The 25,756-nt window shown below is 69.5% G+C and carries 20 protein-coding genes and 4 pseudogenes; 15 read left to right on the top strand and 9 right to left on the bottom strand.

Annotation, left to right across the window (positions count from 1 at the left end):
• Positions 1 to 186: pseudogene (locus IF54_RS0134860) on the bottom strand (dioxygenase); the annotation flags it as partial.
• 206 nt (positions 187 to 392) lie between these two features.
• Between IF54_RS0134860 and IF54_RS0134855 the strand changes: the two are divergent.
• From IF54_RS0134855 to IF54_RS0134845, 3 genes are all read left to right on the top strand, one after another.
• Complete coding sequence (locus IF54_RS0134855; RefSeq protein ID WP_030326203.1) at positions 393 to 1,331, top strand: LysR family transcriptional regulator; 939 nt, start codon at positions 393 to 395, stop codon at positions 1,329 to 1,331.
• 623 nt (positions 1,332 to 1,954) lie between these two features.
• Positions 1,955 to 3,631: a thiamine pyrophosphate-binding protein gene (locus IF54_RS0134850; RefSeq protein ID WP_051735654.1), complete on the top strand. Its 1,677-nt coding sequence runs from the start codon at positions 1,955 to 1,957 to the stop codon at positions 3,629 to 3,631.
• Positions 3,632 to 3,773: 142 nt separating this feature from the next.
• On the top strand, positions 3,774 to 4,961 hold the full coding sequence (locus IF54_RS0134845) for an FAD-dependent monooxygenase (protein WP_030326199.1): 1,188 nt from the start codon (positions 3,774 to 3,776) through the stop codon (positions 4,959 to 4,961).
• 1,035 nt (positions 4,962 to 5,996) lie between these two features.
• Here IF54_RS0134845 and IF54_RS0134835 read toward each other — a convergent pair.
• The 4 genes from IF54_RS0134835 to IF54_RS0134820 are packed head-to-tail and all read right to left on the bottom strand — an operon-like array spanning position 5,997 to position 9,917.
• Complete coding sequence (locus IF54_RS0134835) at positions 5,997 to 6,827, bottom strand: SDR family oxidoreductase (RefSeq protein ID WP_030326197.1); 831 nt, start codon at positions 6,825 to 6,827, stop codon at positions 5,997 to 5,999.
• Between the two features lie 53 nt (positions 6,828 to 6,880).
• Positions 6,881 to 7,708 carry an enoyl-CoA hydratase-related protein gene (locus tag IF54_RS0134830; RefSeq protein WP_030326196.1) on the bottom strand — a complete coding sequence of 276 codons (828 nt, stop codon included), beginning with the start codon at positions 7,706 to 7,708 and terminating at the stop codon, positions 6,881 to 6,883.
• Positions 7,705 to 8,607: a fumarylacetoacetate hydrolase family protein gene (locus tag IF54_RS0134825; protein ID WP_030326194.1), complete on the bottom strand. Its 903-nt coding sequence runs from the start codon at positions 8,605 to 8,607 to the stop codon at positions 7,705 to 7,707. The genes IF54_RS0134830 and IF54_RS0134825 overlap by 4 nt, the downstream gene beginning before the upstream one ends.
• A gap of 17 nt (positions 8,608 to 8,624) precedes the next feature.
• The gene (locus IF54_RS0134820) at positions 8,625 to 9,917 is read right to left on the bottom strand and encodes a CaiB/BaiF CoA transferase family protein (protein ID WP_063755003.1); all 1,293 of its coding nucleotides are present in this window, start codon (positions 9,915 to 9,917) and stop codon (positions 8,625 to 8,627) included.
• Between the two features lie 175 nt (positions 9,918 to 10,092).
• Here IF54_RS0134820 and IF54_RS0134815 point away from each other — a divergent pair, with 175 nt between their 5' ends.
• The 3 genes from IF54_RS0134815 (at position 10,093) to IF54_RS0134805 (ending at position 13,077) form a co-directional block, all read left to right on the top strand.
• Positions 10,093 to 11,349 carry a DUF3500 domain-containing protein gene (locus tag IF54_RS0134815; protein ID WP_030326189.1) on the top strand — a complete coding sequence of 419 codons (1,257 nt, stop codon included), beginning with the start codon at positions 10,093 to 10,095 and terminating at the stop codon, positions 11,347 to 11,349.
• A gap of 80 nt (positions 11,350 to 11,429) precedes the next feature.
• Positions 11,430 to 12,182 (top strand): IclR family transcriptional regulator, encoded by a 753-nt coding sequence (locus tag IF54_RS0134810; RefSeq protein WP_037821011.1) that lies wholly within the window; start codon positions 11,430 to 11,432, stop codon positions 12,180 to 12,182.
• Between the two features lie 616 nt (positions 12,183 to 12,798).
• Positions 12,799 to 13,077, top strand: coding sequence for a hypothetical protein (locus tag IF54_RS0134805; RefSeq protein ID WP_030326185.1), 279 nt, complete (start codon positions 12,799 to 12,801; stop codon positions 13,075 to 13,077).
• A 732-nt stretch (positions 13,078 to 13,809) separates the two neighbouring features.
• Here IF54_RS0134805 and IF54_RS0134800 read toward each other — a convergent pair.
• Together IF54_RS0134800 and IF54_RS0134795 are read right to left on the bottom strand one after the other, a co-directional pair.
• Entirely contained in the window at positions 13,810 to 14,364 is a 555-nt protein-coding gene (locus IF54_RS0134800) for a TetR/AcrR family transcriptional regulator (protein WP_030326183.1), read from the bottom strand.
• Complete coding sequence (locus IF54_RS0134795) at positions 14,361 to 14,798, bottom strand: nuclear transport factor 2 family protein (RefSeq protein WP_234439132.1); 438 nt, start codon at positions 14,796 to 14,798, stop codon at positions 14,361 to 14,363. The genes IF54_RS0134800 and IF54_RS0134795 overlap by 4 nt, the downstream gene beginning before the upstream one ends.
• Before the next feature lie 463 nt (positions 14,799 to 15,261).
• On the opposite strand from IF54_RS0134795, the pseudogene IF54_RS39980 reads away from it, so the two are divergent.
• The 3 genes and pseudogenes from IF54_RS39980 to IF54_RS44250 form a co-directional block, all read left to right on the top strand.
• Positions 15,262 to 15,671: pseudogene (locus IF54_RS39980) on the top strand (hypothetical protein); the annotation flags it as partial.
• A gap of 51 nt (positions 15,672 to 15,722) precedes the next feature.
• Complete coding sequence (locus IF54_RS39975; RefSeq protein WP_234439131.1) at positions 15,723 to 15,935, top strand: transposase; 213 nt, start codon at positions 15,723 to 15,725, stop codon at positions 15,933 to 15,935.
• Positions 15,936 to 16,096: 161 nt separating this feature from the next.
• Positions 16,097 to 16,912, top strand: coding sequence for an IS3 family transposase (locus IF54_RS44250; RefSeq protein ID WP_199821278.1), 816 nt, complete (start codon positions 16,097 to 16,099; stop codon positions 16,910 to 16,912).
• 95 nt (positions 16,913 to 17,007) lie between these two features.
• On the opposite strand, the gene IF54_RS0134775 is transcribed toward IF54_RS44250, so the two are convergent.
• Positions 17,008 to 18,711, bottom strand: coding sequence for an RICIN domain-containing protein (locus IF54_RS0134775; RefSeq protein ID WP_420790866.1), 1,704 nt, complete (start codon positions 18,709 to 18,711; stop codon positions 17,008 to 17,010).
• Between the two features lie 923 nt (positions 18,712 to 19,634).
• Between IF54_RS0134775 and IF54_RS43705 the strand changes: the two genes are divergently transcribed.
• The 3 genes and pseudogenes from IF54_RS43705 to IF54_RS0134760 form a co-directional block, all read left to right on the top strand.
• Positions 19,635 to 20,069 (top strand): hypothetical protein, encoded by a 435-nt coding sequence (locus IF54_RS43705; RefSeq protein ID WP_234439129.1) that lies wholly within the window; start codon positions 19,635 to 19,637, stop codon positions 20,067 to 20,069.
• A gap of 211 nt (positions 20,070 to 20,280) precedes the next feature.
• Positions 20,281 to 20,642: pseudogene (locus IF54_RS41670) on the top strand (IS110 family transposase); the annotation flags it as partial.
• Positions 20,643 to 20,650: 8 nt separating this feature from the next.
• A pseudogene (locus IF54_RS0134760) lies at positions 20,651 to 20,890 on the top strand (FCD domain-containing protein); the annotation flags it as partial.
• A 385-nt stretch (positions 20,891 to 21,275) separates the two neighbouring features.
• Here IF54_RS0134760 and IF54_RS40615 read toward each other — a convergent pair.
• Entirely contained in the window at positions 21,276 to 21,902 is a 627-nt protein-coding gene (locus IF54_RS40615) for a TetR/AcrR family transcriptional regulator (RefSeq protein ID WP_030326174.1), read from the bottom strand.
• A 218-nt stretch (positions 21,903 to 22,120) separates the two neighbouring features.
• On the opposite strand from IF54_RS40615, the gene IF54_RS0134750 reads away from it, so the two are divergent.
• The 3 genes from IF54_RS0134750 (at position 22,121) to IF54_RS0134740 (ending at position 25,406) form a co-directional block, all read left to right on the top strand.
• The gene (locus IF54_RS0134750) at positions 22,121 to 23,266 is read left to right on the top strand and encodes an FAD-dependent monooxygenase (RefSeq protein WP_159002264.1); all 1,146 of its coding nucleotides are present in this window, start codon (positions 22,121 to 22,123) and stop codon (positions 23,264 to 23,266) included.
• 80 nt (positions 23,267 to 23,346) lie between these two features.
• Complete coding sequence (locus IF54_RS0134745; RefSeq protein ID WP_051735652.1) at positions 23,347 to 24,882, top strand: hypothetical protein; 1,536 nt, start codon at positions 23,347 to 23,349, stop codon at positions 24,880 to 24,882.
• Positions 24,879 to 25,406, top strand: coding sequence for an SCO family protein (locus IF54_RS0134740; RefSeq protein ID WP_030326170.1), 528 nt, complete (start codon positions 24,879 to 24,881; stop codon positions 25,404 to 25,406). The genes IF54_RS0134745 and IF54_RS0134740 overlap by 4 nt, the downstream gene beginning before the upstream one ends.
• Positions 25,407 to 25,756: the final 350 nt, after the last annotated feature.

Genomic DNA, 25,756 nt, shown 5'->3' with positions numbered 1-25,756 from the left:
GAAGGCGCCGTTCAGCTCGGGCGGGATGCGGCCCTCGACCTCCAGGTCGTAGACGTCCGCCTCGATCCGCGAGGGGGCGAAGAAGCCCCGGAACTTCGGCGTGTCCGGCCACTGCATGCCATCCGGAGGCGGCTGGGTGCCGACCTGGATGGGCGTCGCGTCCGGCTGAGTGGGGACAACGGCCATGGATTCCTCCTGCAGTACATGGCTGACCGAGCGAGGATTCGGATTGATGCCTGTCTGTGATGTCGCACGAGTAAAACGGGGCGGCAGAGATAGGGCTCCCACTGCCGTGCGATATCTGGCATTCATTTGCTCGTAACAGCGATGATGCTGCCGGTATCGCGGAGGTGTCCAACAGTGGAATGCGCAGGCAGTGATCGGAGAGTTGGATGGACCTACGTCAGATGGAGTATGCGGTGGCCGTCGCCGACGAGCTCAACTTCACGCGGGCCGCTGCCCGCTGCAGCATCGGGCAGTCGGGGCTGAGTCACCAGATCACCCAGCTTGAGCGGGAGGTCGGGGCCCGGCTGTTCGACCGTACGAGCCGCAGTGTGCGGCTGACGCCGGCGGGTCAGACGTTCGTCCACTGCGCACGCCGGGTGCTCAGGGCCGTGCAGGAGATGAACGCCGACATCGCCGCCATCGAAGGACAGGTCCAGGGGCACCTGAGCATCGGGGGGATCGCGCTCACGGCCGGCGACATCGACGTCCTGGGCCTGCTCCGGGAGTTCCAGGAGTCGTATCCCGCGGTCGAGGTCACGGTGTCCGACGACGGAGGCATGACGGCCGCCACCCAGCTGCTCACCGGCGACCTCCAAGTGGCCGTCCTCGGGCTCCAGGAGCACGATCTGCCGCCGGGCCTCGTACACCACCTGCTGCGCGCCCATCCACTCGTGGCCGTGGTCGGGCGGCAGCACCGCCTGCGTGGTACCGGTGTCACGGGGCTGGAGGCCCTGGCCGGTGAGCGGTTCCTCGACTGCACGCCGGAGACGGGACTGCGCGCCCAGGTCGACGCCGCCTTCGACCGGGCGAGGGTACGACGCAGGAGTGTCTGCGCGTTGCGCGGCGCGGGCGATCTCACGTCGCTGGCGCTTGAGGGGATCGGGGTGACGGTCGTCCCTCGCCCCGTGGCGCAGGCGGTCGTCCCGGCCGGCCACGCCGACTGCGTGCTGCGTCTGGACGACCCGCAGGCGCTGCAGCCACTGGCTCTCGCCCACAGGGATCCGGCGCCGTCCTCACCGGCGGCCCAGGCGTTCGTGCGCCTCGCGCTCGCCCGCCTGCCCTCGCGCCAGGCCGCCGAAAACGCCGCGACGGCGGGCACGGCATGAGTCACTCGCCCGGCAGGTGCCTGCGTGCGATCAATCGTCTGGAGGCCGAGTGCGGTCCTGGCGCCGGCCGGCTCGGGCACCTCGAACGCTCGGACAGCGCAGGGGCCCCCAACTGGTAGATGATCTTCGCGCCACCCGGGCGATGGCTCCCGCGCCTGCGCCGAGCCGGGCGCCGACGTCACGGTGCCCGGCGGCAAACGGCGATCGGGTGACGGGAGTTGTGCCGTCGGGGGTTCGCCGCGTTGCCTGCCGACGCGGTGGCCGTGGTGCTCCGGGAGAGCAGGGCCGGGACGGCCGTTGCGCCCGCTTGCCGCGTTCACGGCCTCCTGGCTCGGATGCTCGGCACTCGCCGTTGCCTCTCTCTTGACGCTCCGCCCTGTGCGCCCTAACGTCCCAGTGGACCTTATTCCGGTCCGATGGTCCGTACAGTGGACCACGCACGAAGGGGCCGTCTTCGCGATGCGGCACTCCCAGGAGTCCTCGATCACCTCCTCGACGTCCTGGTGGAGGTGCCGAAAGAGCGCCTGACAGGAAGGTGCGGGCAAGGCGGATGAGCTCACCCCGGACCGACGGCCCGTGCCGGAACCAACCGCATGTCCAGAACTGAGCCAAGGAGCGAAGAGATGACCGCAGTCGAGGCTGCCGGCGAACCGGTCGAAGAGCGCCCGGTCTGGCAGCACATCGCCGCCGCGGTGGCCGCTGAGGATGTCGAGGCCCTCTTCGGGGTCATAGGCCTGGGCAACATGCAGCTCGCCGTCCACCTGGCGTCCGAGTACGGCGTCGCCTACTACCCCGCACGGCACGAGAGCGGTGCGATCAGCATGGCGGACGGATACGCGCGAGCAACCGGCAGGCCCGGCGTCTGCACCGTCACGGCTGGCCCCGGCCTGACGAACGCCCTGACCTCGCTGCTCGAAGCTCGGCGTTCCGCGACCCCCCTCGTACTCCTCGCCGGTCAGAGCGCCGTGGACAACCCGGCCGACAACCAGTACCTCGAGCAGGAGCGGTTGCTGCGCTCCGTGGACATCGATGTGGAGGGCTACGACGGTGCGGCCGGCATTCCCGGCACGATCGCCCGCACGTTCTCACGGGCGCGGCGCGAGCGGCGGCCGGTCGTGGTCAATCTGCCCCTCGATCTCCAGCACACCGTCGTGGCGCTACCCCCCGAGGCGCAAGCCCCACAGTCCACCGGGACGACGCAGGCGCCTGCGGACGAGTCCGTCCAGGCTCTCGCCGCCCTGCTGTCCCGTGCGCGGAACCCGATCGTCCTCGCGGGCCGCGGAGCGGTTGTCTCGGGCGCCCGAAGTGTGCTGGAGGAACTGGCGGACCGGGTCGGCGCGCTCCTGATGACCAGTGGCCCGGCCAAGGGTTTCTTCTCGGGCAACCCCTTCTCGATCGGCGTTGCCGGCGGCTTCTCGACCCGCCGCGCCCTGCAACACGTCGAACAGGCCGATCTCGTCCTCTGCTTCGGCGCGTCGCTGAACCCCTGGCAGACCCAGCACGGCAAGCTCTTCCCTCCGAACGCAAGGCTCGTCCACGTCGACACCGACCCCGACGCGATCGACCGACACCTGAAGGCCGACCTGGGCATCGTCGGCGACGTGTCCGCCGTGGCCGCCGCAGTCGTCAAGGAACTGGCCGGCCGCGGTGTCCGCCACACCGGCATGCGCACGGAGGCGCGGACGGCCGACCTGCGCGCCTTCGGGGCCGCGGACGAGTGGGCGGACGCGAGTCGCGAGCAGGACCTGGACCCGCGGACGCTTACCGCCCGCCTCGACGCCATGCTGCCTGCCGCGCGGACGGTCGCGAGCGGTGACGGCATCTGCTTCGGATGGTCCATCCTCGGCCTGAGCGTGCCGGACGAGCAGGGGTGGCTGATGATGTACGGCTTCCAGTCCCTCGGCCACGCCCTCGGTGCGGCCATCGGCGCCGCGGTCGGACGTCCGGACCGGCTGGCCGTCGCCACCCTGGGGGACGGCGGACTCATGATGGCCCTCAGCGAACTGGACACCGCGGTCCGGGTCGGCCGACCGCTCGTGGTCATCGTCTACAACGACTCCGCCTATGGTGCCGAGGTCTTCCATCTGACCCACCACTTCGGCGGCCTTCCCACCGACCTGGTGCGCTTTCCCGACGTCGACTTCGCCGCCACGGCACGTGCCCTCGGCTGCCAAGCCGTCACCGTACGGAAGGAGGCCGACCTGGAGGCGGTGCGGCGCTGGCTCGAGGCGCCCTCAGGCACCCTGCTCATCGACGCCAAGGTGACCCCCGAGGTGTGGGCCGACTGGATGTTCAGCTGACCGCTCGGCCGTACCGGGCCCGTCGCATCGGATGCGGCTTGTCTTCCGACGTACATACGACTGTCGCCTGCAGGCGGCGACCTTGAGACCAAGGCAGATCATGCAGAACGATAGTGTCCCCCCGTCCCGTGGCCTCGGCCGCATGCGCATCGCCGTCATCGGAGCCGGGATAGGCGGTCTGGCCACGGCCATCGGTCTTCAGAAGCGCGGTCACTCCGTCTCGGTGCACGAACAAGCGGCCGCGCTGACCCAGGTCGGGGCCGGAATCGTGCTCGCCCCGAACTCCCAGCGACTGCTGGCAGGAGCTTTCGGTATGGCGGTATCAGGGACGGTGCGCCCTTCGGCGCTTCACCTCCGCCGCTGGCAGGACGGCTCCACCATCAGCCGCCAACTCCTGGGCGCCGAGGCGAGCGCCCGGTTCCGGGCCGACTACGTCACCCTCCACCGCGCGGACCTGATCGCGGCCCTGGCCGCGGGAGTCCAGCCTGGCACCCTGCACCTGGCACAGCGGACGATCGCCGTCCGGCAGGACGACGACGGGGTGGAAGTCGACTTCGAGAACGGAGAGTCGCTCCGGGCCGACCTCGTGGTGGCGGCGGATGGCAACCGCTCTCTCGTGGCCGAGGCGGTGGGCGTCCAGACCGTCCCCCGCGCCTCCGGATACGCGGCCTACCGCGGACTTGCCTCGCCGGACCTCATCGAGGAACTGGGAGATGATCACACGGCCTGGCTCGGGCCCGACCGGCACTTCGTCCACTACCCCGTCAGCGGCGGCCGCTTCCTCAACTTCGTGGCCATCGTCCCCTCGCCCCGGGACGAACCGGAATCATGGAGCAGCGCCGGTGACATCGGCGACGCTCGCGCGCACTTCGCCGACTGGGACCCACGGGTGCGCAGGATCCTCGCCTGCACCGATTCCGTCGGGCTCTGGGGGCTGTACGACCGCCCCGTCCACGATGTTCTGCACGCCGGCCGGACTGTCCTCGTCGGCGACGCCGCCCATCCGGTACTCCCGTTCTTCGCCCAGGGCGCGAGCATGGCTCTGGAGGATGCGGCGGTCCTCTCCTCGCTCCTCGAACGTGCCACGCCGGAGAACCTGGCGGACCGTCTGGCGGCCTACTCCGCGGTGCGAGTGCCACGGGTCCGCAAGGTGCAGCAGGTCTCCTACCGCAACGCGACGATGTTCCACCTGGCCGACGGGCCCGAGCAACGGGCGCGCGATTCCCGCCTGGGTACCCCGGGGGCAGGCGACCCGCTCCGCGACAACGACTGGCTGTACGGCTATGACGCCCGCGACGAAGCCGCCGTCGCGCTCGCCAGGAACAGCTGATGTCGATCGGCGTCCGAGCTGACGATCTGATGGTGGCTGAACGGCGCGGCGGGCGGACGGAGTGCTCCGCCCGGCCGCGGAGCCCGGGATGCCGCTCCGGTGGGTCGCGGACGGCCCACCGGAGAGCGGGGCGTGGTCGGACGGGCCAGTGACCGACCAGCTCGACATAGTTGTTGCCCCTGACCTGTGCGCCCTCGTACCTGCCGGCGAAGGAGGCGTGCCGCGGATGCTCCTCGCGCAGAGGCCCTGCGTGGAAGGGGCGCTGGGACTCGTCCTGTACTGCGGCAGGCTGCTCGACGAGGAGCGCAGCGCGGCCGACGACGCGGAGCGGGCGCGGGACCGCCTGTGCTGGAGGTCCTCACCCCGATCGCGAAGAGCTGGCCCTGCCAGTGGTGCATGCACGCGAACGACCTGGCGATCCAGATCCACGGCGGGCTACGGCTGCAGCCGCGAGGACGACGTGGAGCAGCACTACCGGGACAACCGGCTCAACGCCATCCACGAGGGAACCCACGGCATTCAGGCCATCGACCTGCTGGGCCGCAAGGTGGTCATGGACGGCGGGGTCGGCCTTGATGCTCTCGAAGCGCTCGTCCGGGCTCGACCGTGGCCTCGCTCGGCTCATCGAGGTGACCCGGACGATCCACACCGCCGATGTGCCCGCCGACGCCGGCACATCGACGGCCCCCACGACTACGGAGGACGCCGACGGCTGTGTACGAGCGACGTGACGGCCGGTCACCGAACCGCGTGGCACGGTCATCCGGTCTGCGGCGGATCCACGAACAGGTCGAACTCTGGAGGCCTTCACTGCCGTACCGGGCCGGGTCGGTGATACCGGCTCCGGCCAGGACATCCGCGTCGATCACGGTCTCACCGGTCTGCGGGTGCCCGCGCAAGGACCTGCCGCGCGGCGTGGTGCTCGACCATGGGCGGAGTGCTGCCCTGTGCCGCAACGTCATCGACCTGCTGGTGGACCTACACGCCGTCGACCTCACGGCCACCGGGCGAAGACCTCGACAAATGTGACGCGGTTCATCGGGGATGATCCACGAAGAGATCGAGTTCCGGATGGTCGCCACCGCCGTAGCGGGCGAGATCCGTGACGCCTGTGTCAGCCAGGACGTCGGCGTCGATGAGGGTGTGGCCGGTGCGCTCACGAGGTGGGCGGGACAGTACGGCCACCGCCGCGTCCGCCATGATCTCGGGGGCGCGCGATCGTCTGCCCAGGCTTTCGCCACCGAGGAGATTCGTCACCGCGGCGGTCGCGATGGTGGTCTGCGGCCACAGGCAGTTCGCGGCGATGCCGTACTCGGCGTACTCGGCGGCCCAGCCGAGGGTGAGCAGTGTCATCCCGTACTTCGCCACCGTGTATGCGGGGTGGGCGCCGAGCCAGCGGGGTGCGAGGTTGAGCGGCGGTGACAGGGTCAGGATGTGGGCGTGGTCCGAGCGCTTCAGGTGGGGCGCACAGACCCGCGTCAGCAGGAACGTTCCCGTGGTGTTGACCGACTGCATCAGGTCGAAGCGCTTCAGAGGCACTTCCTCGGTGCTCCTGAGGTCGATGGCGCTGGCGTTGTTGACGCAGATGTCGACGCCGCCGAACCGTTCTACCGCGGTGGCCACCGCCCGCTCGACGTCGGCCTCCCGGCGTACGTCGCCGACCACGGCGACGGCCGCTCCGCCGGCGGCCTCGATCGTGGCGACCGCCGTGTGCACGGTGCCCGGCAGCCTCGGGTCGGGCGCGTCGGTCTTGGCCAGGATCACCGCGTTGGCTCCCTCCCGGGCCGCGGCGGTGAGAATGGCGAGCCCTATACCGCGGCTGCCGCCGGACATCACGATGGTCCGGCCCTTCAGTGAGGTCCCCATGGGGTGTGCTCCTGTCGTCGATGTGCTGCCGGGGGCGGCGGCGCCGGCGGGCGTCAGCGGCCGGTGAAGTGCGGTGGCCGCTTCTCCAGGAAGGCGCGGGCGCCTTCGAGCAGGTCCTGAGAGGTGCGGCAGCGGGCGACGGCCTGGGCCGCGAGCTCCCGGGCGGCGCTGCCGGCGGCCTGGTCTGCCTCACTCAGGCGGCGCACGGCCCGCACGGTCGCTTTCGCGGCGCGCACGGAAAGGGGGGCGTTCGCCGCGATGGTGGCGGCGAGTTCGTCGACGACCGTTCCGAGTTCCTCGGGTTCGGCGACCCGGTCCACCAGGCCTGTCGCCTGTGCCTCCCGGGCGGTGAGGCGCCGCCCCGTGAACAGCAGATCCGATGCGGTCGCCGGACCCACGGTCTGGACGAGGGCGGCGGTCTGCTCGAAGGGGTATCCGACGCCCAGGCGGGCGGCGGGAATGGCAAGGACACCGCGGGAGTCGGCGCAGCGGATGTCCGCGCCCAGCGCCAGGGCCATGCCGGCGCCCAGGCAGTAGCCGTGGATGCGGGCGATGACCGGCAGGGAGAGCGCGGAGAGCTCGGTGAACAGCGCCGTGGCCGCGTCCTCCGCGGCCTGACGGACCTCGTCGTCCTGGTGGCCGGGGAACTCGCTGATGTCGGCGCCGGAGACGAAGGCCTTAGTACCGGCACCCCGGAGGACGACGACCCGTACCTGCGGGTCGGCGTCCACCGTACGGAGCGCGGCTGCCAGTTCGTTCATCATCGCCACGGACAGGGCGTTGTGCCGGGCCGGGTTGCTGATCTCCACGGTGGCGACGGCATCGCGTACCTCGGTCCGGATCCGTTCCGGTCCGGTGGCGAAGGCGGCCGTGGCGGTCATCCGGACTTCTCGTCGACGAACCTGTTGCGCAGTGCGCCGATTCCCTCGATGCGCACCTCGAACTCGGAGCCGTGGCGCAGGAAGACCTTGGGTTCGCGTACGAAACCCACCCCCGCCGGGGTGCCGGTGAGCATCATGTCACCCGGCTCCAGGGTCATCACCGTGGTGATGTAGGCCAGCAACTCCGGTACGCCGAAGAGCAGCTGGGATGTCCGGTCGTCCTGGACGACCTTCCCGTCGAGCGTGCCGGTGATGGCGAGGTCGGGCCGGGCGCCTCCCAGCTCCTGTGCGGGCACGACGACGGGCCCGATGGGGGTGAGCCCGTCCCATGCCTTGCCCGCGGTGCGCTGGGCGGTGTGGAACTGGAAGTCGCGCACCGAGCCGTCATTGGCCGCGGTGTAGCCGAAGACGACGCGCCGCGCGTCCTCGGCCGTGATCCTGCGCGCCCGGACCCCGATCACCAAGGCGAGTTCGCTCTCGTAGTCGACCTGGTCCGACTCCGGAGGCAGGACCACGTCAGCGAATGGTGCCGCCAGCGAGGTGTGCCACTTCGCGAACAGGTCGGGGTGGGCGGGGCCTGCCTCACGGCCTCCCTCACGCACGTGTGTGAGGTAGTTCTGCCCGATGCAGATGATCTTGCCCGGCCGGCCGACCGGGCTGAGCAGCCGGTCGTCGGGTGCGTCGACCGGCCCGCCGGCCTCGACGGCCGCCGGATCCCCCTGGGCCGCTTCGAGCAGGGCGGGCAGGTCCTCGAAGCCGCGGCCGTCCACCAGGGCGAGCCGCGCCTCGGGCGATCCGTCGCGCCGAAGGACGACCAAGGGGCCGCCGTCGTGGAGGACCCGGGCGAGACCGAGACCGTTCGTCCAGTCGACGGACGAAGCGTGATGCCGTTTGGCCATGCGGATGTTCTCCTGGTTCATCGGGGTGCTCGGACGGCTTCGGCGGAGTCGGTGACCGGTTCGGACGCGGGCGGGGGTGCGCTCGCCGCGCCGGGGGAGGGGCGTACTGCGACGACGCCTGCCTCGACCAGGGCGGCGATCCGCTCGTCGTCGTAACCCAGGCCGGCAAGGACCGCGGCGGTGTCCGAGCCGAGGCCGGGGGCGGGTCCGCGGGCCCGGGGCGCCCCGTCGGCGACGATCGGGGTGTTCACGATCGTCGGCTGCCCGAAGCGGTCCTCGTCGTGCACGAACAGCCCCCGCTCGGCGAACTGCTCGTCGGTCAGGACGTCACCGATGCCGTTGACGGGCCCGCACGGAACGCCGGCCGCACGCAGTGCGTGCATCCAGTGGTCGCGGGGCGCGCTACTGAAACGCGCCTGGAGGATCTGGGCCAGGGATTCCCGGTGCATGAAGCGCTCGTATTCCGTGGCGAACCGGGCGTCCCCGCTCAGATCCACTCCCAGGACGGCGCACACGGCCTCCCACGCACGGTCGACCGCGCCCAGGACCAGGGTGGCGCCGTCGGAGCAGGTGAACGCCTCGTAGGGAGCCGCGAGACGGTGCGCCGTGCCCAGCGGAGCCGGCTCGATCCCGGTGGCCACGTAGTCGGCGACCTCCCACAGGGACCAGGCGGCCACCGAGTCGGCGAGGGCCACGTCGACGTACGCACCGCCACCACCGGCCCGTGCCCGCAACAGAGCGGCCAGCACACCGATCGCCCCCCACATGCCGGATCCGAGGTCGGAGACGGGAAACCCGGCCTTGGCGAGCTGCCCGTCGGCCGACCCGGTCACCGACATCAGCCCGCTGTACGCCTGCGCGATCAGGTCGATCCCCTTGGCGTCCCGCATGGGGCCGAACTGGCCGAACCCGGATATGGAGCAGTAGACGAGACCCGGACAGTCCGGTCTCAGGTCGTCGTAACCCAGCCCCAGCCGCGCCATGGCACCTGCCCGGAAGTTCTCCACCAGGACGTCACTGCGCCGCGCCAGCGTCCGCACGATGTCCACGCCCTCGGGCGTCTTCAGGTCGACCGCGAGACTGCTCTTGTCGCGATGGATCAGGTCGAACGGCAGAGACCTGCGGTCAGGGCCCATCCGTCGCGCACGCATGCCGTCGCCCGCGACCGGCTCGACCTTGACGACCTCCGCGCCCAGGTCGGAAAGGATCGTCGTGCAGTAGGGGCCGGCGAGGGCCCCGGTCACGTCCAGGACCCGCACCCCCTTCAGGAAAGGGGAGCCGCGCCCGCCGGGCCGTGTCGTCATCGTCATTCCGCCCTCCACTCCTTGAGTGGACCGTATTACGGACCAGTGGACCGTAATGAGGACCCATGGCAAACTTAGGTTCCGGATTCCAGGAGCGTCAAGCGTCATGCGGGCGGCCGCCCGGCGCTGCTGGCCCGCGGCGAGCCGGTGCGGTCTCGCGTCACCATCAGCCGGAGGCGACATGCCAAGTGACTTCCGCGATCACCTCTTCCCTCCCGACCATCCACGTCTGAGCGCGTTCAGGTCGTGCGATCCGTACACCTATGTCGACGCGCTGAGGAGGGATCCCTTCGTCGACAAGGTGCTGTCGGGATGGATGGAACTGTTCACCTCCCCTGAGGCGCTCCGCGGCATCACCACCGACGGCCGACCGCTACCAGACCTCTTCGCGGCCGGGTGCGACGAGGGAGCGGAGGCCAAACCGGCGGCCGACGCGGCGCTGGCTCTCCTCGAAACCCTCGGCGCGGCGGAGCGGGACCGCGTCCTGCACCCGCTCGACAGCCGAGTGTGGCGGGCCTGGATGAACCCGGAGATGTACCTCAACCGCTACGGAGTCCGGCTGGAGGAGACCGGCGAGGACGTGCGTACGCGGGTCCTCGAGCTGATCAAGGCGTGCCTGAGCCCCGCCGGGTACCGCAAGGTGCGCGATGTCATGACCGTCAACGGGTTCCTGGGTGACCTCGTCGGCCTCCCCCGACTGCTCAACGAGCACAGCTACAACATCAACATCTTCGGCACGCCTTCCGAGGAGGGGCCGTGGGGTTGGAACCTCTGGGGCCACCACCTGGCCGTCAACTGCCTGCTGATCGGCGGTCAGCAGGTGCTGACACCGGTGTTCTTCGGCGCCGAGCCGAACATGATCGACCGCGGCGAGAACGCCGGGCTGTCGCTGTTCGACGAGCAGGAACGTGCGGGTCTGGCGTTCGTGAGAAGTCTGACCGGCCGCCAGGCCGACCAGGCGGTGCTCTACGACCGCAAGCGGGACCCGGACATGCCGGCCGACCGGCTGCATCCGGGTGACGAACTGCACCTGGGCGGCGCGTTCCAGGACAATCGCGTCATCCCGTACGAGGGGATCGCCGGCACCGAGCTGAACGCTACCCAGCAGGAGTCGCTGCTTGAGCTGGTGGACCTCTTCCTGGACTACCAGCCCGACCACAGCCGGGCGGCGCGACGGGCGGACGCACGGCGCCATCTCGCCGACACGCACTTCTGCTGGATCGGCGGGCGCGGCGACTCCGACCCCTTCTACTTCCGCGTGCAGAGCCCGGTTCTGCTGGCCGAACTCGACCACCACGCGGGAGTCTTCCTCGCCAACGCGGAGCCAGAGAAGTTCCATACCCACACGCTGGTGCGGACCCCCAACGGCAACGACTACGGTGTTGAGCTCGTGCGGCGCGCGACGGGCGCTCCGCAGCGTCTGGACGGTCCCGTCTGAGAGCCCGGGAGTGCTGTTCACCCGTGTGCGATCATCACGGGTGAGACGGGCACGACGACGCCGGGGAACGAGGTGGGAGCATGAGGAGCGTCACCACGGCGCTGCGCGTCCTCGAGGCCGTCGCGGTGAGTCAGCCGGTCGGGCTCAGCGCACTGACCCGGAGCCTGGGCCTGCCCAAGACCACCGTGCAGCGCAGCCTCGCGACCCTCGCGGAGACCGGCTGGATCGAACAGGACTCCGACACGGGTCGCTGGCAGGTCGGAGTGCGTGCCTTCGTCGTCGGCAGCGCGGTCGGAGCCCGCGGGGGACTGCGGCCCGCTGCGCTGCCCACGATGAGAAACCTGTGCGCGGAAGTCGGGGAGACGGTGCATCTGATGGTCCCCGCCGACCGGGAAGTCGTCCTTGTCGAGCGCGTCGACAGCCCCCACCCTGTCCGTGCCGTGGCTCCCCTCGGCTCGCGCGGGCCGCTGCACGCGACGTCGAACGGCAAGGCCGTCCTCGCGGCATGGCCGCAGAGCGAAGTCGACACCTACATCGCAGATGGTCTGCCTTCCGTCACCCGCCACACGATCACCGACCCCGACCGGCTGCGCGCCGAGCTTGGCCACGTCGGCGAGGCCGGATACGCGATCTGCCGGGAGGAGGTCGAGGAAGGCGTCGTCTCGGTCGGTGCCGCAATTCGGCCCCGCCGTGGCAGGCCGATCGCTTCCCTTTCGATCTCGGGACCCAAGAGCCGTATGTCGCCAGAACTGCTCGCGCCCTACGGTGAGAAGGTCCGGCTCGCGGCGGAGGCGATCGCCATCGCTCTGCCCACCGCCACCGAACCGGCCTGACACCCCCGCGGGGACGGTACGCGGTCCAGCGCACCATCACGCCCCGCCGTGTGCCGGTGCAGCACAACCGCGCTCTGCCTGCCCTGGTCGTGGCCGACTGAGCCGGCTGGAACACGGGACGAGGTTCCGGCGGCCGGCGCTCTGTCGAAGCCCGTGATGGCCCGGTGCGCCGAGCCGTCGCAGGCGCGGTGGCGGCCGGGGTGTCCGTGGGGCCAGCAGTCGGTGGATGTCGGCGTCCAGCAGGCGGCGGGTGAGACGGGGCCGACGACGGCGTCGCTGGTGGCGACCGCGTGGACGCCGACGACGGGTTCCTCGGGGCCGGGCGTCCTTGAGGAGGAAGCCGCCGCCGCCACGCAGGCCAAGGTGAGAACTGGCCTGGCGGCTGTAGACGGGGGCCATCCGTCTCATGGGCGGCGATGCCGCGATCCTCCGCAGCCGGTTCGCGATCCTGGTCGTTCGCCGGCCGGATCGTCGTCGAAGGCCACTATCACCGCCGGTCTCACTCTTGCCCGGCCCGGCAGGTCGCGCCCGTCGCCGTCCGGACGGCGACGAAAGGGGCCGGCGCCTTCTCGTCGGCGCGGCCGGCCCGTGGCACATCGCCCAGAGCGCGGCACGCATGAGCCTGCTGGTCGACGACCTCCAGCTGCTGGCCACTCTCGACAAGGAACCCTCGTACGCCCACGAGACTGTGGACCTCCTCTCCCTGGCGGCCGACGCGGTGAGTGCCGCGGCGGTGCACGGCCGCTCCCATCCGGTCGACCTGGGCCCACTGCTGTCCTCAGGCGGCCCGGACGGTGGCGGCGAGCTGGACCTGGCCCAGACCGCGCCTGACCAACCACATCCCCGATCTCCGCGAGCACAGGTCGGCCACTCCACCCCCGAGGTACACGCATGATGACGGCCTAGCCGCCGCCTCAACGGACCGCCCCTCGTCCCTGACGCGCGCGGCACTGGCCGAGCGCGGGCTTCGTCGACTTCGTGCCGTTCGCCGGTCCCCCGCACAGCACCGTCCCCACAGCTCATTGCAGGACCTGATCGCCATGGTCGGACTGCGCAAGCGCGAGATTGGGTCCACCTCGCCCCGCTTCGAGGGGAGTGATCCTGGATGGGAAAGGCCAGGTAGGGCGTGAACGTGCTCCACGCCGTCCGCCGGGTGCACACGACGGCCGGGCAGCGCTGGCCCATATCCCATGCGGTGAAGTCCGCGAGGGCCTGTTCGGCGACCTGTTCGGTCGGCGCCGTGCAGATGGCCCTGCGAGCCGAGACCCCAATGGCATGGTGTTGCTTGGCCGCCAGCCGCAAGCCACACGGCAGCAGCAGGCTTTTCATTGTTCGATGTGATACGAGGGCGTCAGGAATCAGGCCAGTTGCGCACTGCTGGGGAGGGCACGAAGAGTGACCTGGAGCCTGGCGGAGCCGATGCTCTCTGCGCGCGTGGACAGTCCCGTCCCGCCGGCGCAGGCGGCTGGCGGCTGGCGAGCCCAAGTTCATGGACAGAGGTTGCCCTTGACCCCAGCCCATACGGCCCGGGTGGGGTCTGGCGGAGTTGAGCACGATCCTGCGAGGAGATGCTGAGCGGCCGGTCTCACTCGACTCACTGCTCGCTCGGGTGAGACCGCGGCCAGGTTCACGTGTTGTGTCCGGGCGGGGCGCCGTGCCGGAGGATCCATTCTCCCCAGGCGAGGTCGGCGCGTCGTTCCGGCAGATCCAGCAGCGTGGAGACGGTGAGGACCAACCCCGTGGCGAAGAACGTCCGTACCTGCATGGCGTCCGCGCCCGTCAACCGGGTGATGACCTCCTGCAGTTGAAGCTGCCGCTGACGCACCGCCTCCCGCACCATCTCGTCAGCGGCTGCCGCATAACCCTGCAGCATCACAAGTCCGACGGTGCGCTCGCTCTGCAGCAGACGCAGGTAGGCGTCACCGAGCCCAGACAGTGTGGGCTCTGCCTCGGCAAACGTGGTCTCGATCCGGTCGAAGGCGGCGTGTACGACGGTGAGGAACAGACTCCGCTTGGAACCGAACATCTGCACGACGCGCGGGTGGGAAATGCCCACCCGCGCGGCGATGGCTTCCAGGCGTGTCCCCGCGAGGCCGTTCGCGGCGAATTCGGCGTCGGCCGCCCTCACGATTTCCGCACGCCGCTCGGTCGCCGGCTTGCGTACGCGGGTGGACTCGCTCATGCCGCGGACGCAGCTTCCATCTGGGCCAGTACGGACTTGTAGTCGTACAGGCACCGGTACGCGTGGATGAGTCCGTCCTCGCCCAGTTCCAGGCGGTCATCGCCATGGAACTCCACGTGTCGGTCAGTGCCGGCGAGGGTGCCGCTGAAGTGCCACGCGACGAGCACGGCCCGTCGAGTGACCTCCCCATACAGGCCCATCCGGGTGAAGGAGTAGTCCGGGAACAGCTTCGCCATGTGGTTGACGAAGCCGCGGATGGAGTCCGGTCCGTGGGCCGTCCCACCGAGGGCGGGTTCGTCGTAGATGAGGTCGTCGGCGCACAGGGCGGCGACCGCATCGCCGTCGTGATCGTTCCAGGCCTTCTCCCACCGAGCACAGAGGTCCTCGACGGCAGCGGTGTCTGTGGAGGCCACATCGGTCATGATCATCGTCATGGATCTAACTTACAAGTTAGTAAGAAATTATTGCAAGGAGCATCCGTGTCCTTCCTCGGGTCATGATGCGGCTCTCGCCATGCGGCGATGCGGTTGCCTGATGGCAAAGGCCGAAACGGCGAGCCGGGCGGGCCAGGACCTGAGCACCCACGAAACCGCTCGGCTGAACCCAGCACCTCGTGCGATGCGCAGCCCCCTGTGCCCGGCCAGCAGCAGTTCGGTGCCGAAGAACCAGGCGGCATCCCGCATCACGCCCGGCAGCCCTCAGTGCGGGCGGCCTTGAAACCGCGCTGGGCGTCGCTGAAGCGAGCGCGGGTGAGCCGGATAATGCCGTTGCAGCAGCGGGAGACGAACGCCCGTAGCGGCCCGCGCATGGTGCGGGCGCCCGGCGCGAGCCGGCTGCCGACCGCGAGATCGGGGTGTCCGCCGGCGAGCGGCACAATCAGCGGAGCAGCCCCCATCGATGGTTGGGCTGTTGGAACAGCGTGAGCTGGGTGCTCGCCATCGTCTGGACGAGCTGCGGGAGGAGGCCGACCGCATCCAGGCCGAGCTGGCCGCGGCCGAGCGGGAATGGAAGGAGTGGGCCATCGCCCGCTCGCGGGTCGGCGAGGTGCTGGCCCCGGCGGACGAACCCATGCAGGACCACGCCCGGGCCGACCGGACCGTGCAGGCCGCCGAGAAGCGGACCGGAAAGACCTCGCAGGTGCCGGTGTGGCGTGAAGGGCTGGACAGGTCGGTGCTGTCGGTGGACTACCAGCGCATCCTCACCGCGCTCGCAGACCGGGCCCGGATCCGTCAAGGGCCGCTGACCTGCCAGAAGATGGCCGCCTGGTGCCGGCGCGGGTGGAGGTACTGCGGTCGAAGGCGAAACGTGACCTTCCCGCCGTAGCGTAGAAACCGTGACTGCAGGGGAAGTTGGGAGCCATGGCAGGCAAGAGACGGAAGTTCGACGCGGAGTTCCGGGCGGGGGCTGTGCGGATCTTCAGCGAGACCGGCAAGCCGATCGCGCAGGTCGCGAATGACCTTGGGATCAACGAGACCACGTTGGCCAGCTGGGCGTCCCGGGCCCGCAGGGCGGGCATGGCCGAGACGAGAGCGAGGAGCTCGCGCGGCTGCGGCGGGAGAACGCGCTGCTGAAGAAAGACAACAAGGAGCTGGCCATGGAGCGTGATGTGCTCAAACGCTGCATGGTCTTGTGGGTGAAGTAGCTGCGGCGGACCCGGCCGCCGTGGTCGGGGCGATCAGCGACTGCAAGACCGAGGAGAACATTCCGCATCGCATCGCCTGCCGGGCGCTCGGTGTATCGGAGGCGTGGTTCTACAAGTGGCGCCGACCGCCCGGCCGAGCCGACGAAGCGCGAGGCCAGAAGGACTGCCCTGGCCGAGCGGATCCGCTACTTCTTCGACCTGTCCGGCAAAACGTACGGCTCGCCGAGGATCACGCTGGATCTGTGGGAGGAGGGCTGGCAGGTGTCGCAGAACACCGTCGCCGAGATCATGGCCGAACTCGGCCTGCAGGGCCGCAAGCCGCCCCGACGACGACGCTCGGTGACCCGCCCCGGCAAGCGGAATGCCGCCCCCGACCTGGTACGACGCAAGTTCGACGCGATCGCACTCGAGCTGCTGTGGTGGGGCGACATGACGGAGATCGACACCGGCGAGGGCACGCTCTACCTTGCCTCCGGCCACGACGCCTTCTCCCGCCGCGCCCTGGGCTACGCGATGGGCGAGCGGCACGACACCGCGCTGATCAGCGCCGCCCTGCAGATGGCGATCGCCACCAGAAGGCGGCCAGGTCGACGGCGTCATCTTCCACACGGACCGCGGCAGCGGAATACACCTCCCAGGCGTTCCAGCAGCTCTGCGGCCGCTGGGGCGTGGTGCAGTCGATGGGGCGAGTCGGGTCGGCGCTGGACAACGCCACCGCGGAGTCGTTCTACTCGGTCCTCAAGTTCGCGACGTGGATCGCGGACTTCTACAACACGAAGCGGCGTCACAGCGCGGCTGGCGGAATCCGCCCGTCGAGTTCGAACGGATCATCCAGGAAGCGCGAGCCCGGACCGATCAGGAAGGCCGGGCCGCATAACCAACGTCTCTACGAAAACAGGGGATTGACAGTCTCGACCTCGCCATCGCCGAGAAGTCCTCAGCCCGACGAAGAAGACGACCCCGGCCCCATCGGAGAGATGGGGCCGGGGTCGCATCTCCGCCTACCTGAGCGCTACACCACCCGAGTTGTGATAGGCGATCGTCTTTCTGATCACGTTTCCGCCGTCGGTCTCGATCGATGTCTGTTCCTGCTGCCCTGCACCGAACAACAGCGCGGCGACATGCGCGTCCGCTACCTGATTCATGTGCGCGAAGAACCAATCCACCTTGTCGTCCTTGTAATGGTTGAGGGTGTTGTTCTGCGCCATGTTGCCGACAGGGATCTGCCACAAGACCACCGGCTTGCCCACGGACTCGGCCATCGTCTTGTAGAACCCCAGCGCGGCAGCGGCCTTCTTGTCAGTCCAGAAGTTGTCATGGCCGCCGTGGGCCGGCTGTGCGTACCAGCCCGCGTCACGGTCCGACACATCGGCGACCAGGAAGTCGGCGTCCCGTGCCCCGAGGTTCGCGTAATCCTTGGCGCATCCCTGTGTGTTGCTCTGCCAGTCCCAGCAGGAAAGGTGGAATCCCACGGTCGTGTTCGGCGCATATGTGTGCGCCATCGCAATCAGGCAGCGGGAGAGTCCGGCGGCGCTGTTCTCCTGCGATCCGCAATCCTTCGGATTCGCGCCCGAGACCTTCGCGGGAACCTGGTGCGGATCGCCGAGCGACCGAACATAGCCCCAGAAGTCCGGCTCAAGGTCGATCATGTCATGCGAGTTGCCGATCTTCTGGAGGAAGAAACGGTAGTCGTTCATATACCGGGTGAGCAGGTCAACCCTGTTGATGGCCTCGACCTCGCCCGGACCGTCGCCATGGCCGGCCAGATCCCCGAGGTCGCGCAATGAGTACCAGGTCCAGAAGAACTTCTGCGGGCGCGGGCTGCCCTTGTAAGTCGCCTTGGCCGCCTGGGCGTCCGACCAGGTCACGTAACTGCCGGGCGCCGTGGTGCTGCCGCCCCAGCAGCCCCACCAGCTCTTCCACGCATCCTGGCATTTCGATGCCGAATAGTAGTCCGACGAGGGCGTGGGCTGGCTGTGCACATAGGCGTATCGCACATCGAACGGCGCGGCGTTAGCCGACTCGTCAGACATCGAGCCGCCGATGAGCACCTTGTTACTGCCCATGAAACTTGTCGTCGAGCTGCCGCCTCCGGCCGCGGGAGACCACGCCGACGAAGCACTGCCGTCCTTCGCCGTGGGCGTGTCGGCGCTGCCGACGCTCCCGGCCGGCACGAGTTGCCACTGCTGATTGGCGCCGCCCCGGTCGCGATCCTGGACGACGTCGCCTCCGTCAGCCTTGGAGGCGTTGTCGACCTCGACGGCCATGCCGCTGAAGCGATTGATCAAACGCACGTAGCCGTCCGACGACTCCGCCAACTTGAACTGCTGGTTGCTGCCGTTCCGGTCGCTCCACTGCACGATGTCGGAGCCGGCGGTCTTCGACCAGTTGTGGTCGTCCAGCACCTTGCCGGAGTTCCGGTTCAGCAGCCGGTAGTACCCGTCACCCGCGTCGATGAACCGCCACTGCTGGTTGGCCCCTCCGTGACGACCCCACTGCACCACCGCCGCGCCGTCCTTCGTGGCGAAGGCGCGGCCATCCAGCACCTTGCCGCTGTTGCGGTTGACCAGCACGTACCAGGCCTTCGGATCCACCGTGCCCGCTGAGGCCGTGTTGACCACAACAACGGAGCCGGCCACGACAGCCAGGACGATGGCCGCCCAGACACTTCGACGCGCGAACAACCGACGGGCACGATGCACCACTTTTCGTCTCCCCGTGACGGCTGAGCGGGACGACCGGCGACGACCGCGGGCGTGGCCGCGCGGCACGGCGGCCGCCAGCGCGGTACGCCACCGATGACGTGGGTGGGCGAGGGACATGTCTGGGCTCTCTTTCAGCCGTTGCATCTGACCGGACCACCTGGCCGGACAGCACTGAGTGGTCCGGGGAGGCCGAAAGGTTGCCGCGCACGCGAAGATCCACAGATTTTTTCCGCCTTGATCGCTTCCCGTTCGCCGCGGACCGCGGCACGGCGAACGCCGGCGGTGGCGAACGCCTGATATCGACACGACGCCGTTGGACGTGTTGTTGTCCTGGAGGACGGGCGGATCGAGGGGTGGGCGGCGGCTACCCGGTCGACCAGGTGGGTGCCGGCGACGGAGTTCTCAAACACACTTCGACTCAAGGATCCGTATGATGCCCACTCCCCGCATGCAGCTCGTCCTGAGCGAGAACTGGACCATGACCGGCGGCCGCGCGGATCTACCGACCGTGATCCGCTGGGCCCGCGAGGCCGAGGACGCCGGATTCGACTCCGTCATGATCAGCGAGCACATCGTGCTCGGCCCCGACGCCGGCGCCAACGGCGTCATGGGCAACCCCCGCGACTACGCCCTGCCGGCAACCAGGATCCCCACACCCCATGGCCCAACTCGCTCATGCTGCTCAGCGCGATCGCTGCTGTCTCCGAGCGCATACGCCTCGCCGCGTCGGCGGTCATCGCTCCCCGGCGCCACCCCTTGCTCCTGGCCCGCGAGCTCCCTTCTCTCCGAGGGCCGTCTGATGGTGCTGCCCAACGTCAGCTGGAGCCGAGACGGGTACGCGGCACTCGGTGTCCCGTTCTCCCGGCGTGGCAAGCTCCTCGACGAGCACCTGGAGATCTGGGCGAAGCTGGGGGCCCCTCCCCGTGACTCACGAGAGCGAGTACTACACCTTCCAGGACGTCTACTTCGAGCCCAAGGCACACCGCCCGGATGGCCCCCGACTGTGCTTCGGCCGCGCGGGCATGCACGACGCGATGGTCCGCAGGATCGTCCGGTACGGCCACGCCTTCAACCCACTGGGCAAGGTGCAGCCCGAGGAAGTGCAGACGCTGAAGACCGCGATGGCCGCCGCGGGCCGCGACATCGCCGACCTGGAGATGATCGGCAGCACCCGCGCCATGTTCCCCGACGACGACTCCAGCGCCGACCTCGCCAAGGCCCTCGAGCCCATCCCCGAGCAGATGGCCCAGGGCTTCACCACCTTCTGCGTCAAGCCCTCGCAGTTCACCGACGACCCCAATGGAGTGGGCGTGTTCTGCCGTGAGGTGACGCGCCGCGTGGAGTCCCTGACAACCTGACGACCGCCACGGACACGCCCCCACGGCCGGAGCAGCCCGCCGACGACGAACACACGGGCCACGGAAGAACGAACCGAACGAGCCAAGGACCATGCGATCCGATCGCTGAGTAGGGACTCGCCGCGCGGTCGTCTGTGGTGCAGGTAAGCAAGCGACCCGTGGAGAGCGCGTGACGGCGATCTGGGCCGGCATCCGGCTGCTGTAGCGGCGAGTGGCCAACGACGAGAAGGAGTTGCTGAATCTCCTGGCCGACGTGCTTGCCCTGGGCGCTGAGGACACCTGGGGCATCGACGTGGCCGACGGCGACGCCGCCCTGTCGATCGATCTGCTGCTCAACCACGGACAGCACACGCTCATCCCCGGCCGAGCCGTCAGCCGCGCCTCCGAGGGCTACGGGGTGAAGGCAAGACCGACGCCAGGGACGCCGCGATCATCGCCGACCAGGCCCGCATCCGCCGGGACCTGCAACCCCTGCGGCCCGGTGACGAACTGGTCGCCGTGATCAAGGTCCACACCGACTATCGCCGCGACCTCGCCGAGGACCGCACCCGGGTGATCAACCGGCTCCACAACACCTCATGCACAACACCTTCCTCGTCAGCGCCGTGCGGGACGCGCGACGGCTGCAGCGCCAGTCCAGCGCCATCGGAATCCATGACAGGCTCGGCGAGAACACCGCGGCGGCCGTCGAGGAACACGAGGCGATCTACCGGGCCATCCGCGACGGCCGCCCCGATGAGGCGGCGCAGGCCACCGCGGCACATCTCGACAGGACCCTTGAGGACTACCGGCGCGAGATCCAGCGGCGCCTGTTCGGGTAGCGCCGCGCACGAGGGCGCCGTACTCGCCCGGGGCCTGACGGGGCATCGAGGCGGGCACGCCGGACTGGGGACGTCGTCCGGGTGATTCGGCACTCCCCCTCGGTGGCGGACGCACTCGATTGCAGGCATGGCTCTTCGCTTCGTGCACCGCCTGAGTGCGCGGCGGATGAACAGCGCTGTCAGGTCTGTGTCCTGGCCTGTGACGCCGTGGGGCCGCCACGAGGACTCCTCCGGCGCCCGCACCAGGGTCGGCACCGGTGGCGCATGGCTCGGGTGCCGTCGGGCCAACTGTCGTGCCGCTTGCCGGGATAGCTCGTGCGACCCCGGTGGGTGAACGTCGAGCGGATGCTGGACGGCATCGTGGCCTGCCCGCCCGATGCCGCGGCTACTGTTCCAGGACCTGGGAACCGCTGTTGATGAGCGTCACCAGGTAGAAGGTGACATCCTCGATCGGTTCACGCTCGTCCTTCGCGAGCCATGCGCCGAGCACACCGGTGATCGCGTGGGTCGCGTACGCCGACAGGTACTCGGGCGGACAGTACGCGGCATCGGTCCTCGCACCGATCCGGCGCAGGTCCCCGTCGAACAGGACGGCCAGCTCGGCCCGGAAGCGGTCGCGGAAGGCGGTGCCCGCGTTTCCCTCCCACATCAGGCGGAACAGATCCACGTCGTGCGCCGCGACCAGCAGCACGGCTCGGGCGCGGCAGGCCAGTACGTCATAGGTTCCGGGCTTCGTGCCGGGGTCGAGTCCGATGTCGAGGAAGGCGCTTCGGAGCTCGGCGATCAGCCCCGCGCGCAACGAGTCGACGAAGGCCTGGACGCTTTCGTGATGCCGGTAGAAGGTCGCCCGGCCGATCCCCGCCCTTCCGGCCAGTTCCTTCGCGGTGACGGCCGCCGACCCGCTCTCGGCCGCAAGGTCGACGAGCGCCCGGCGCAGTGCCCGTTCGGTGCGCCACGAGCGGGGATCATGGCCGGCTCGGCGACCGTCCCCCGAGGCCCCTGAGGTGTCCACACGAGCGAGCGTAGCTGTTGGGCGAGGGCTGAGGGTCGTGCGACAAGGCAGTGCGGAACGAAGACGCCCGTCACCCCGGCGGCATGGGCCGCACTCCGTGTTCCGAGACACCCGGCAGCTCCGTGTCCCACACCGCGGCTGCCGTCGCTTCACCTTCCGTCGGGCCTGCCGGAGGGTGAACGGAGACAGAATTCGTCCTCGACGGTGAGGTGTGCAACGTGACGATCGCACGGGTACTGGTGGTGGGCGGCGGCCTCGCAGGGATGGCGACCGCGATCGGGATACGGCACCGGTCCTCCGGGTCCGTGGCGGTCGACGTGGCGGAGGTGTCGTACGAGCCGAACGGCACCGCGATGGGCATGTTCCACCGCGCCGCCGACGCGCTGCGGGAACTCGGCGTGTACGAGGAACTCGCGGGGATCAACACCGAGGCCCGCGCCTCGCACATGCGGCTCTACGGCCCCGATGGAAGCGCCCTGCCCGGCAGCTTCGCGGGCCCGGACGCAGCCGACGCGCCGGACACTCCCATCGGTCTGATCGTCTACCGCCCGGATCTGGCGCGAGTGCTGGCGAACGCGGCAGAGAAGGAAGGCGCACGGCTGCTCCCGGTCGGCCTCACCGTCGCCGCCCTGGCCAACTCGCCGTCCGGGGTGGACGTGACCCTCACCGACGGCAGCCGGGCGCACTACGACCTGGTCGTCGGAGCCGACGGCATCCGCTCCTCGGTGCGGCAGCAGGTGTTCGGGGACCGCTGTCAGCCGCGGTTCGTCGGTGAGCTCAGCGTGCGCTGGATCATGGAGAGCGAGGGGATCGACCTCGCGCCGGGCGTCCACATATCCCCCAGCGGAACCTTCCTCCACAACCGGCCCAAGCCCGGGATGGGCTACGTCAACTGCACGTTCCCGGCCTCGGAGAAGAAGACTCTCGATCCCGACCGGGCCAGGACGCACCTGGAGGAGGTCTTCGCCGGGTTCACCGATCCGGCCGTCGGGGCGCTGCGAGGGCGTCTGGGGCCGGACTCGGACGTGGTCTGCAAGGCCTTCGAGAGTGTGTGGCTCGACGAACCCTGGTACCGCGACCGGGTCGTCGTCATCGGCGACGCCGCCCACGCCACCAGCGCCCATCTCGGCTCGGGCGGCGCCATGGCCCTGGAGGACGGCGTGGTGCTGGCCGCCGAACTGAGCGGTTCCGGTTCCGTCGAGGAGCGGCTGGACCGCTTCTACCGGCGCCGTCGCGACCGGGCGGAACTCGTGGTGCGGACGTCGCTGAGGCTGCTGGAGCTGGAGGCGGCCGGGCAATGGGCCGGCCCGGAGAGCGCCCGGCTGACGAACGAGGCCCTGGGACACCTGATCCAGCCGTACTGAACAACTCGTCGCCGGCACGAGCCTTCCCGTGGACGTCCGCGAGGACGTCCACGAAGGCACCCGCGTACAAGGAGGGATCGATGTCCGAACGCATCCTCACCGCACAACAGACAGGCCATCTACGGCACTTCGACAACCTGTCGCGCCAACTGCCCAACGACTGGTCGCTGATGCAGGCCCGGACGCACGGTCAGGACGGTTTCAACGCCTACCGCTACCAACTCGCCTACATGGCCTACGCGCTGGCTCTGACCCATGTCCACCGCCTGCCGGCCGCACCCGGCCTCTTTCAGCCCGCGATACAGCGGCTGATCGACAAACTCCTGCTGCCCGAGGCCTGGATGTACTGGCGTGACACGGGCCGGGGCGGCGGCCTGCTGAACCCTCGCATGACGGACGCCACCGACCAGGACTGGGATCCCGTGGTGCGCGACAACATCATGTACAGCGCCTACGTCCAGTCGATGGCGCTGCTGCACGACTATCTCTTCGACACCGACCGTTACGCCGAGCCGGGCTCGTTGACCTTCCGGTTCTGGACGATGCACTGGGGCGGCGACGAGAAACGCTTCCCCTACGACCGGGACTCCCTCAACGACCACATCTACTGGCAGCTGGTGCAGAACGGCTATCTCGGCGTGGCCTGCGAGCCCAACTGCGTGTTCCAGATCTGCATCCAGCCCGCCATCCTCGGATTCCGGCTCCACGACCTGATCACCGGCGGCAAACGCGCCGAGGAGACGGTCGCCGCGTACGAGCGGGCATGGGCCGATTTCGGCCGGCTCGGTGAGAACGGCCACTACAACGTCATGGTCCTCAAGGACTCCAAGGTTCTCATAGGGAACGACGGGCCCGCGGCGCAGATGGACGGCTGGTGCGGCAGCCTGATGAACATGTGGAACCGCGAGTTCGTGCACGAGCACTACCCGCGCCAGATCGCGGACTACCTCGTGCACGGCCCGGACGGCACCCTCTCGGTGCCCCCGGCGTCGCCCGCGGACATGAACGGCCAAGAGGTGGCCCGTGACAGCGACGGCAACTTCGGCTGGCTGGCCGTCTGGGCGTCCGAGATGGGCGACGAACGCACCCGGGACGGTCTGCTCGCCCACGCCGACCGGTTCATGAACCCCACCCGACGCGACGGCGGCCTGTACTACCCCCGCAACGACACCACCACCGACCCCGACGGGAACCTCGTCGCGATGGGGCCCATGACCGGCAACGTGCTGCTGGGGTACGCGCGACTCAACGTGCCCGACGGGCTGTGGAAGCTGTACAACCGCCCGTTGCCGCGATCGCGCTTCACGGAGCCGGCGCTGACCGCCGTCGACCGTGACGTCGACGTCAGCCGGGCCGAGGTCGTCGACGGCGCGCTGCACACGCGGCTGCGCTGCACCCGGGAGGTGTCCGGCGACGGCACCGTCACGATCAGCGGGATCGCCGGCCGCGGGCGGTGGACCGTCACCGTCGACGGGCAACCAGCCGCCCGCATCGACGGCACCACGGTGCGGCCGGAACCCGGGCCGTACGCCGACGCCGTCCACGTCCACCACGGCCAGGTGATCCTGCACTGTCCCGACACTCCGCACACCTTCACGTTCGGGCAGGACCGATGACCACACCAGGAACAGGGCTGGGCGCGCCCTCCTTCGCACTCGTCGACCACGACGGCACCCCGGTGACCGAACAGACGTACCGGGGCCGCTGGACACTGGTCTTCTTCGGGTTCACACACTGCAAGGTCGTCTGCCCGCGGGCGCTGAGGAAACTGTCCGCCGTACTGGACGAACTCGGCGAGACAGCCGGCGAACTGCGTCCCCTCTACATCACGGTCGACCCCGACCGTGACACTCCGCCGGCACTTCGGGACTTCCTCCACGCCTACCCCCGGTTCACGGGGCTCACCGGCTCGCCCGACGCCGTCGAGCAGGTCAAACGCGAGTTCCGGGTGTTCGCCCGGCGCAAGAGCGATCCCGACGACCCGGACGGGTACGCCGTACCGCACACCGCGATCACGTACCTGATCTCACCGGAGGGCGAGTACGTCCACCACTTCCCCGACGCCCTCACGGCGGCCGAGATCACCGCCGGGGTACGAGCGTTCGTCGCCGGAGGGAGCGTTTCCGAAGACAACCGCTGAGCTCTGCGGTCCCCGAGCGAGAGGGTGCGGTTTTTTCGGAGAAGTACACGAGGGCGACGTGCCGTTCGAGGCGAGGACGAGCCGGAACGCGTCGCCGGGGCCGGTGAGAGGTTCTGCGATCCGGGCGATGACGTGAGCGAGCGCCGGCACGGCACGTCCGAGCGGGCGTGCCGTGCCGGTTCGACTTGACGCCGCTGCGGCAACTCTGGCGGTGCTCCGTTTCGCCCTCGGTCGAGCTGCGGCGGGGACGTCTGTCCTCGTTCGGGACCGGGCAGATAGGGCCTTCAGGAGGGGCCGCCCCGGGACCTCCGTCGGCGCCGCCGACGGAGGTCGGTTTCGGGTGCCTCATC

Source organism: Streptomyces sp. NRRL B-3229 (assembly GCF_000719505.1).
Lineage (GTDB): Bacteria > Actinomycetota > Actinomycetes > Streptomycetales > Streptomycetaceae > Streptomyces > Streptomyces griseorubiginosus.
The sequence above is the reverse complement of the archived record's forward strand: the minus strand, read 5'-3'. Positions and strand labels throughout refer to the sequence as shown.

Bases quoted from the DNA above. Each gene is read 5' to 3' on its own strand.
- IF54_RS0134800 (WP_030326183.1), bottom strand. From the start codon at position 14,364: ATGAGCGAGTCCACCCGCGTACGCAAGCCGGCGACCGAGCGGCGTGCG.
- IF54_RS0134795 (WP_234439132.1), bottom strand. From the start codon at position 14,798: ATGACGATGATCATGACCGATGTGGCCTCCACAGACACCGCTGCCGTC.
- IF54_RS0134830 (WP_030326196.1), bottom strand. From the start codon at position 7,708: ATGACCGCCACGGCCGCCTTCGCCACCGGACCGGAACGGATCCGGACC.
- IF54_RS0134835 (WP_030326197.1), bottom strand. From the start codon at position 6,827: ATGGGGACCTCACTGAAGGGCCGGACCATCGTGATGTCCGGCGGCAGC.
- IF54_RS0134805 (WP_030326185.1), top strand. From the start codon at position 12,799: ATGAGCCTGCTGGTCGACGACCTCCAGCTGCTGGCCACTCTCGACAAG.
- IF54_RS0134820 (WP_063755003.1), bottom strand. From the start codon at position 9,917: ATGACGATGACGACACGGCCCGGCGGGCGCGGCTCCCCTTTCCTGAAG.
- IF54_RS0134745 (WP_051735652.1), top strand. From the start codon at position 23,347: ATGTCCGAACGCATCCTCACCGCACAACAGACAGGCCATCTACGGCAC.
- IF54_RS0134810 (WP_037821011.1), top strand. From the start codon at position 11,430: ATGAGGAGCGTCACCACGGCGCTGCGCGTCCTCGAGGCCGTCGCGGTG.
- IF54_RS0134855 (WP_030326203.1), top strand. From the start codon at position 393: ATGGACCTACGTCAGATGGAGTATGCGGTGGCCGTCGCCGACGAGCTC.
- IF54_RS0134850 (WP_051735654.1), top strand. From the start codon at position 1,955: ATGACCGCAGTCGAGGCTGCCGGCGAACCGGTCGAAGAGCGCCCGGTC.
- IF54_RS39975 (WP_234439131.1), top strand. From the start codon at position 15,723: ATGGCAGGCAAGAGACGGAAGTTCGACGCGGAGTTCCGGGCGGGGGCT.
- IF54_RS0134845 (WP_030326199.1), top strand. From the start codon at position 3,774: ATGCGCATCGCCGTCATCGGAGCCGGGATAGGCGGTCTGGCCACGGCC.
- IF54_RS0134740 (WP_030326170.1), top strand. From the start codon at position 24,879: ATGACCACACCAGGAACAGGGCTGGGCGCGCCCTCCTTCGCACTCGTC.
- IF54_RS0134825 (WP_030326194.1), bottom strand. From the start codon at position 8,607: ATGGCCAAACGGCATCACGCTTCGTCCGTCGACTGGACGAACGGTCTC.
- IF54_RS0134815 (WP_030326189.1), top strand. From the start codon at position 10,093: ATGCCAAGTGACTTCCGCGATCACCTCTTCCCTCCCGACCATCCACGT.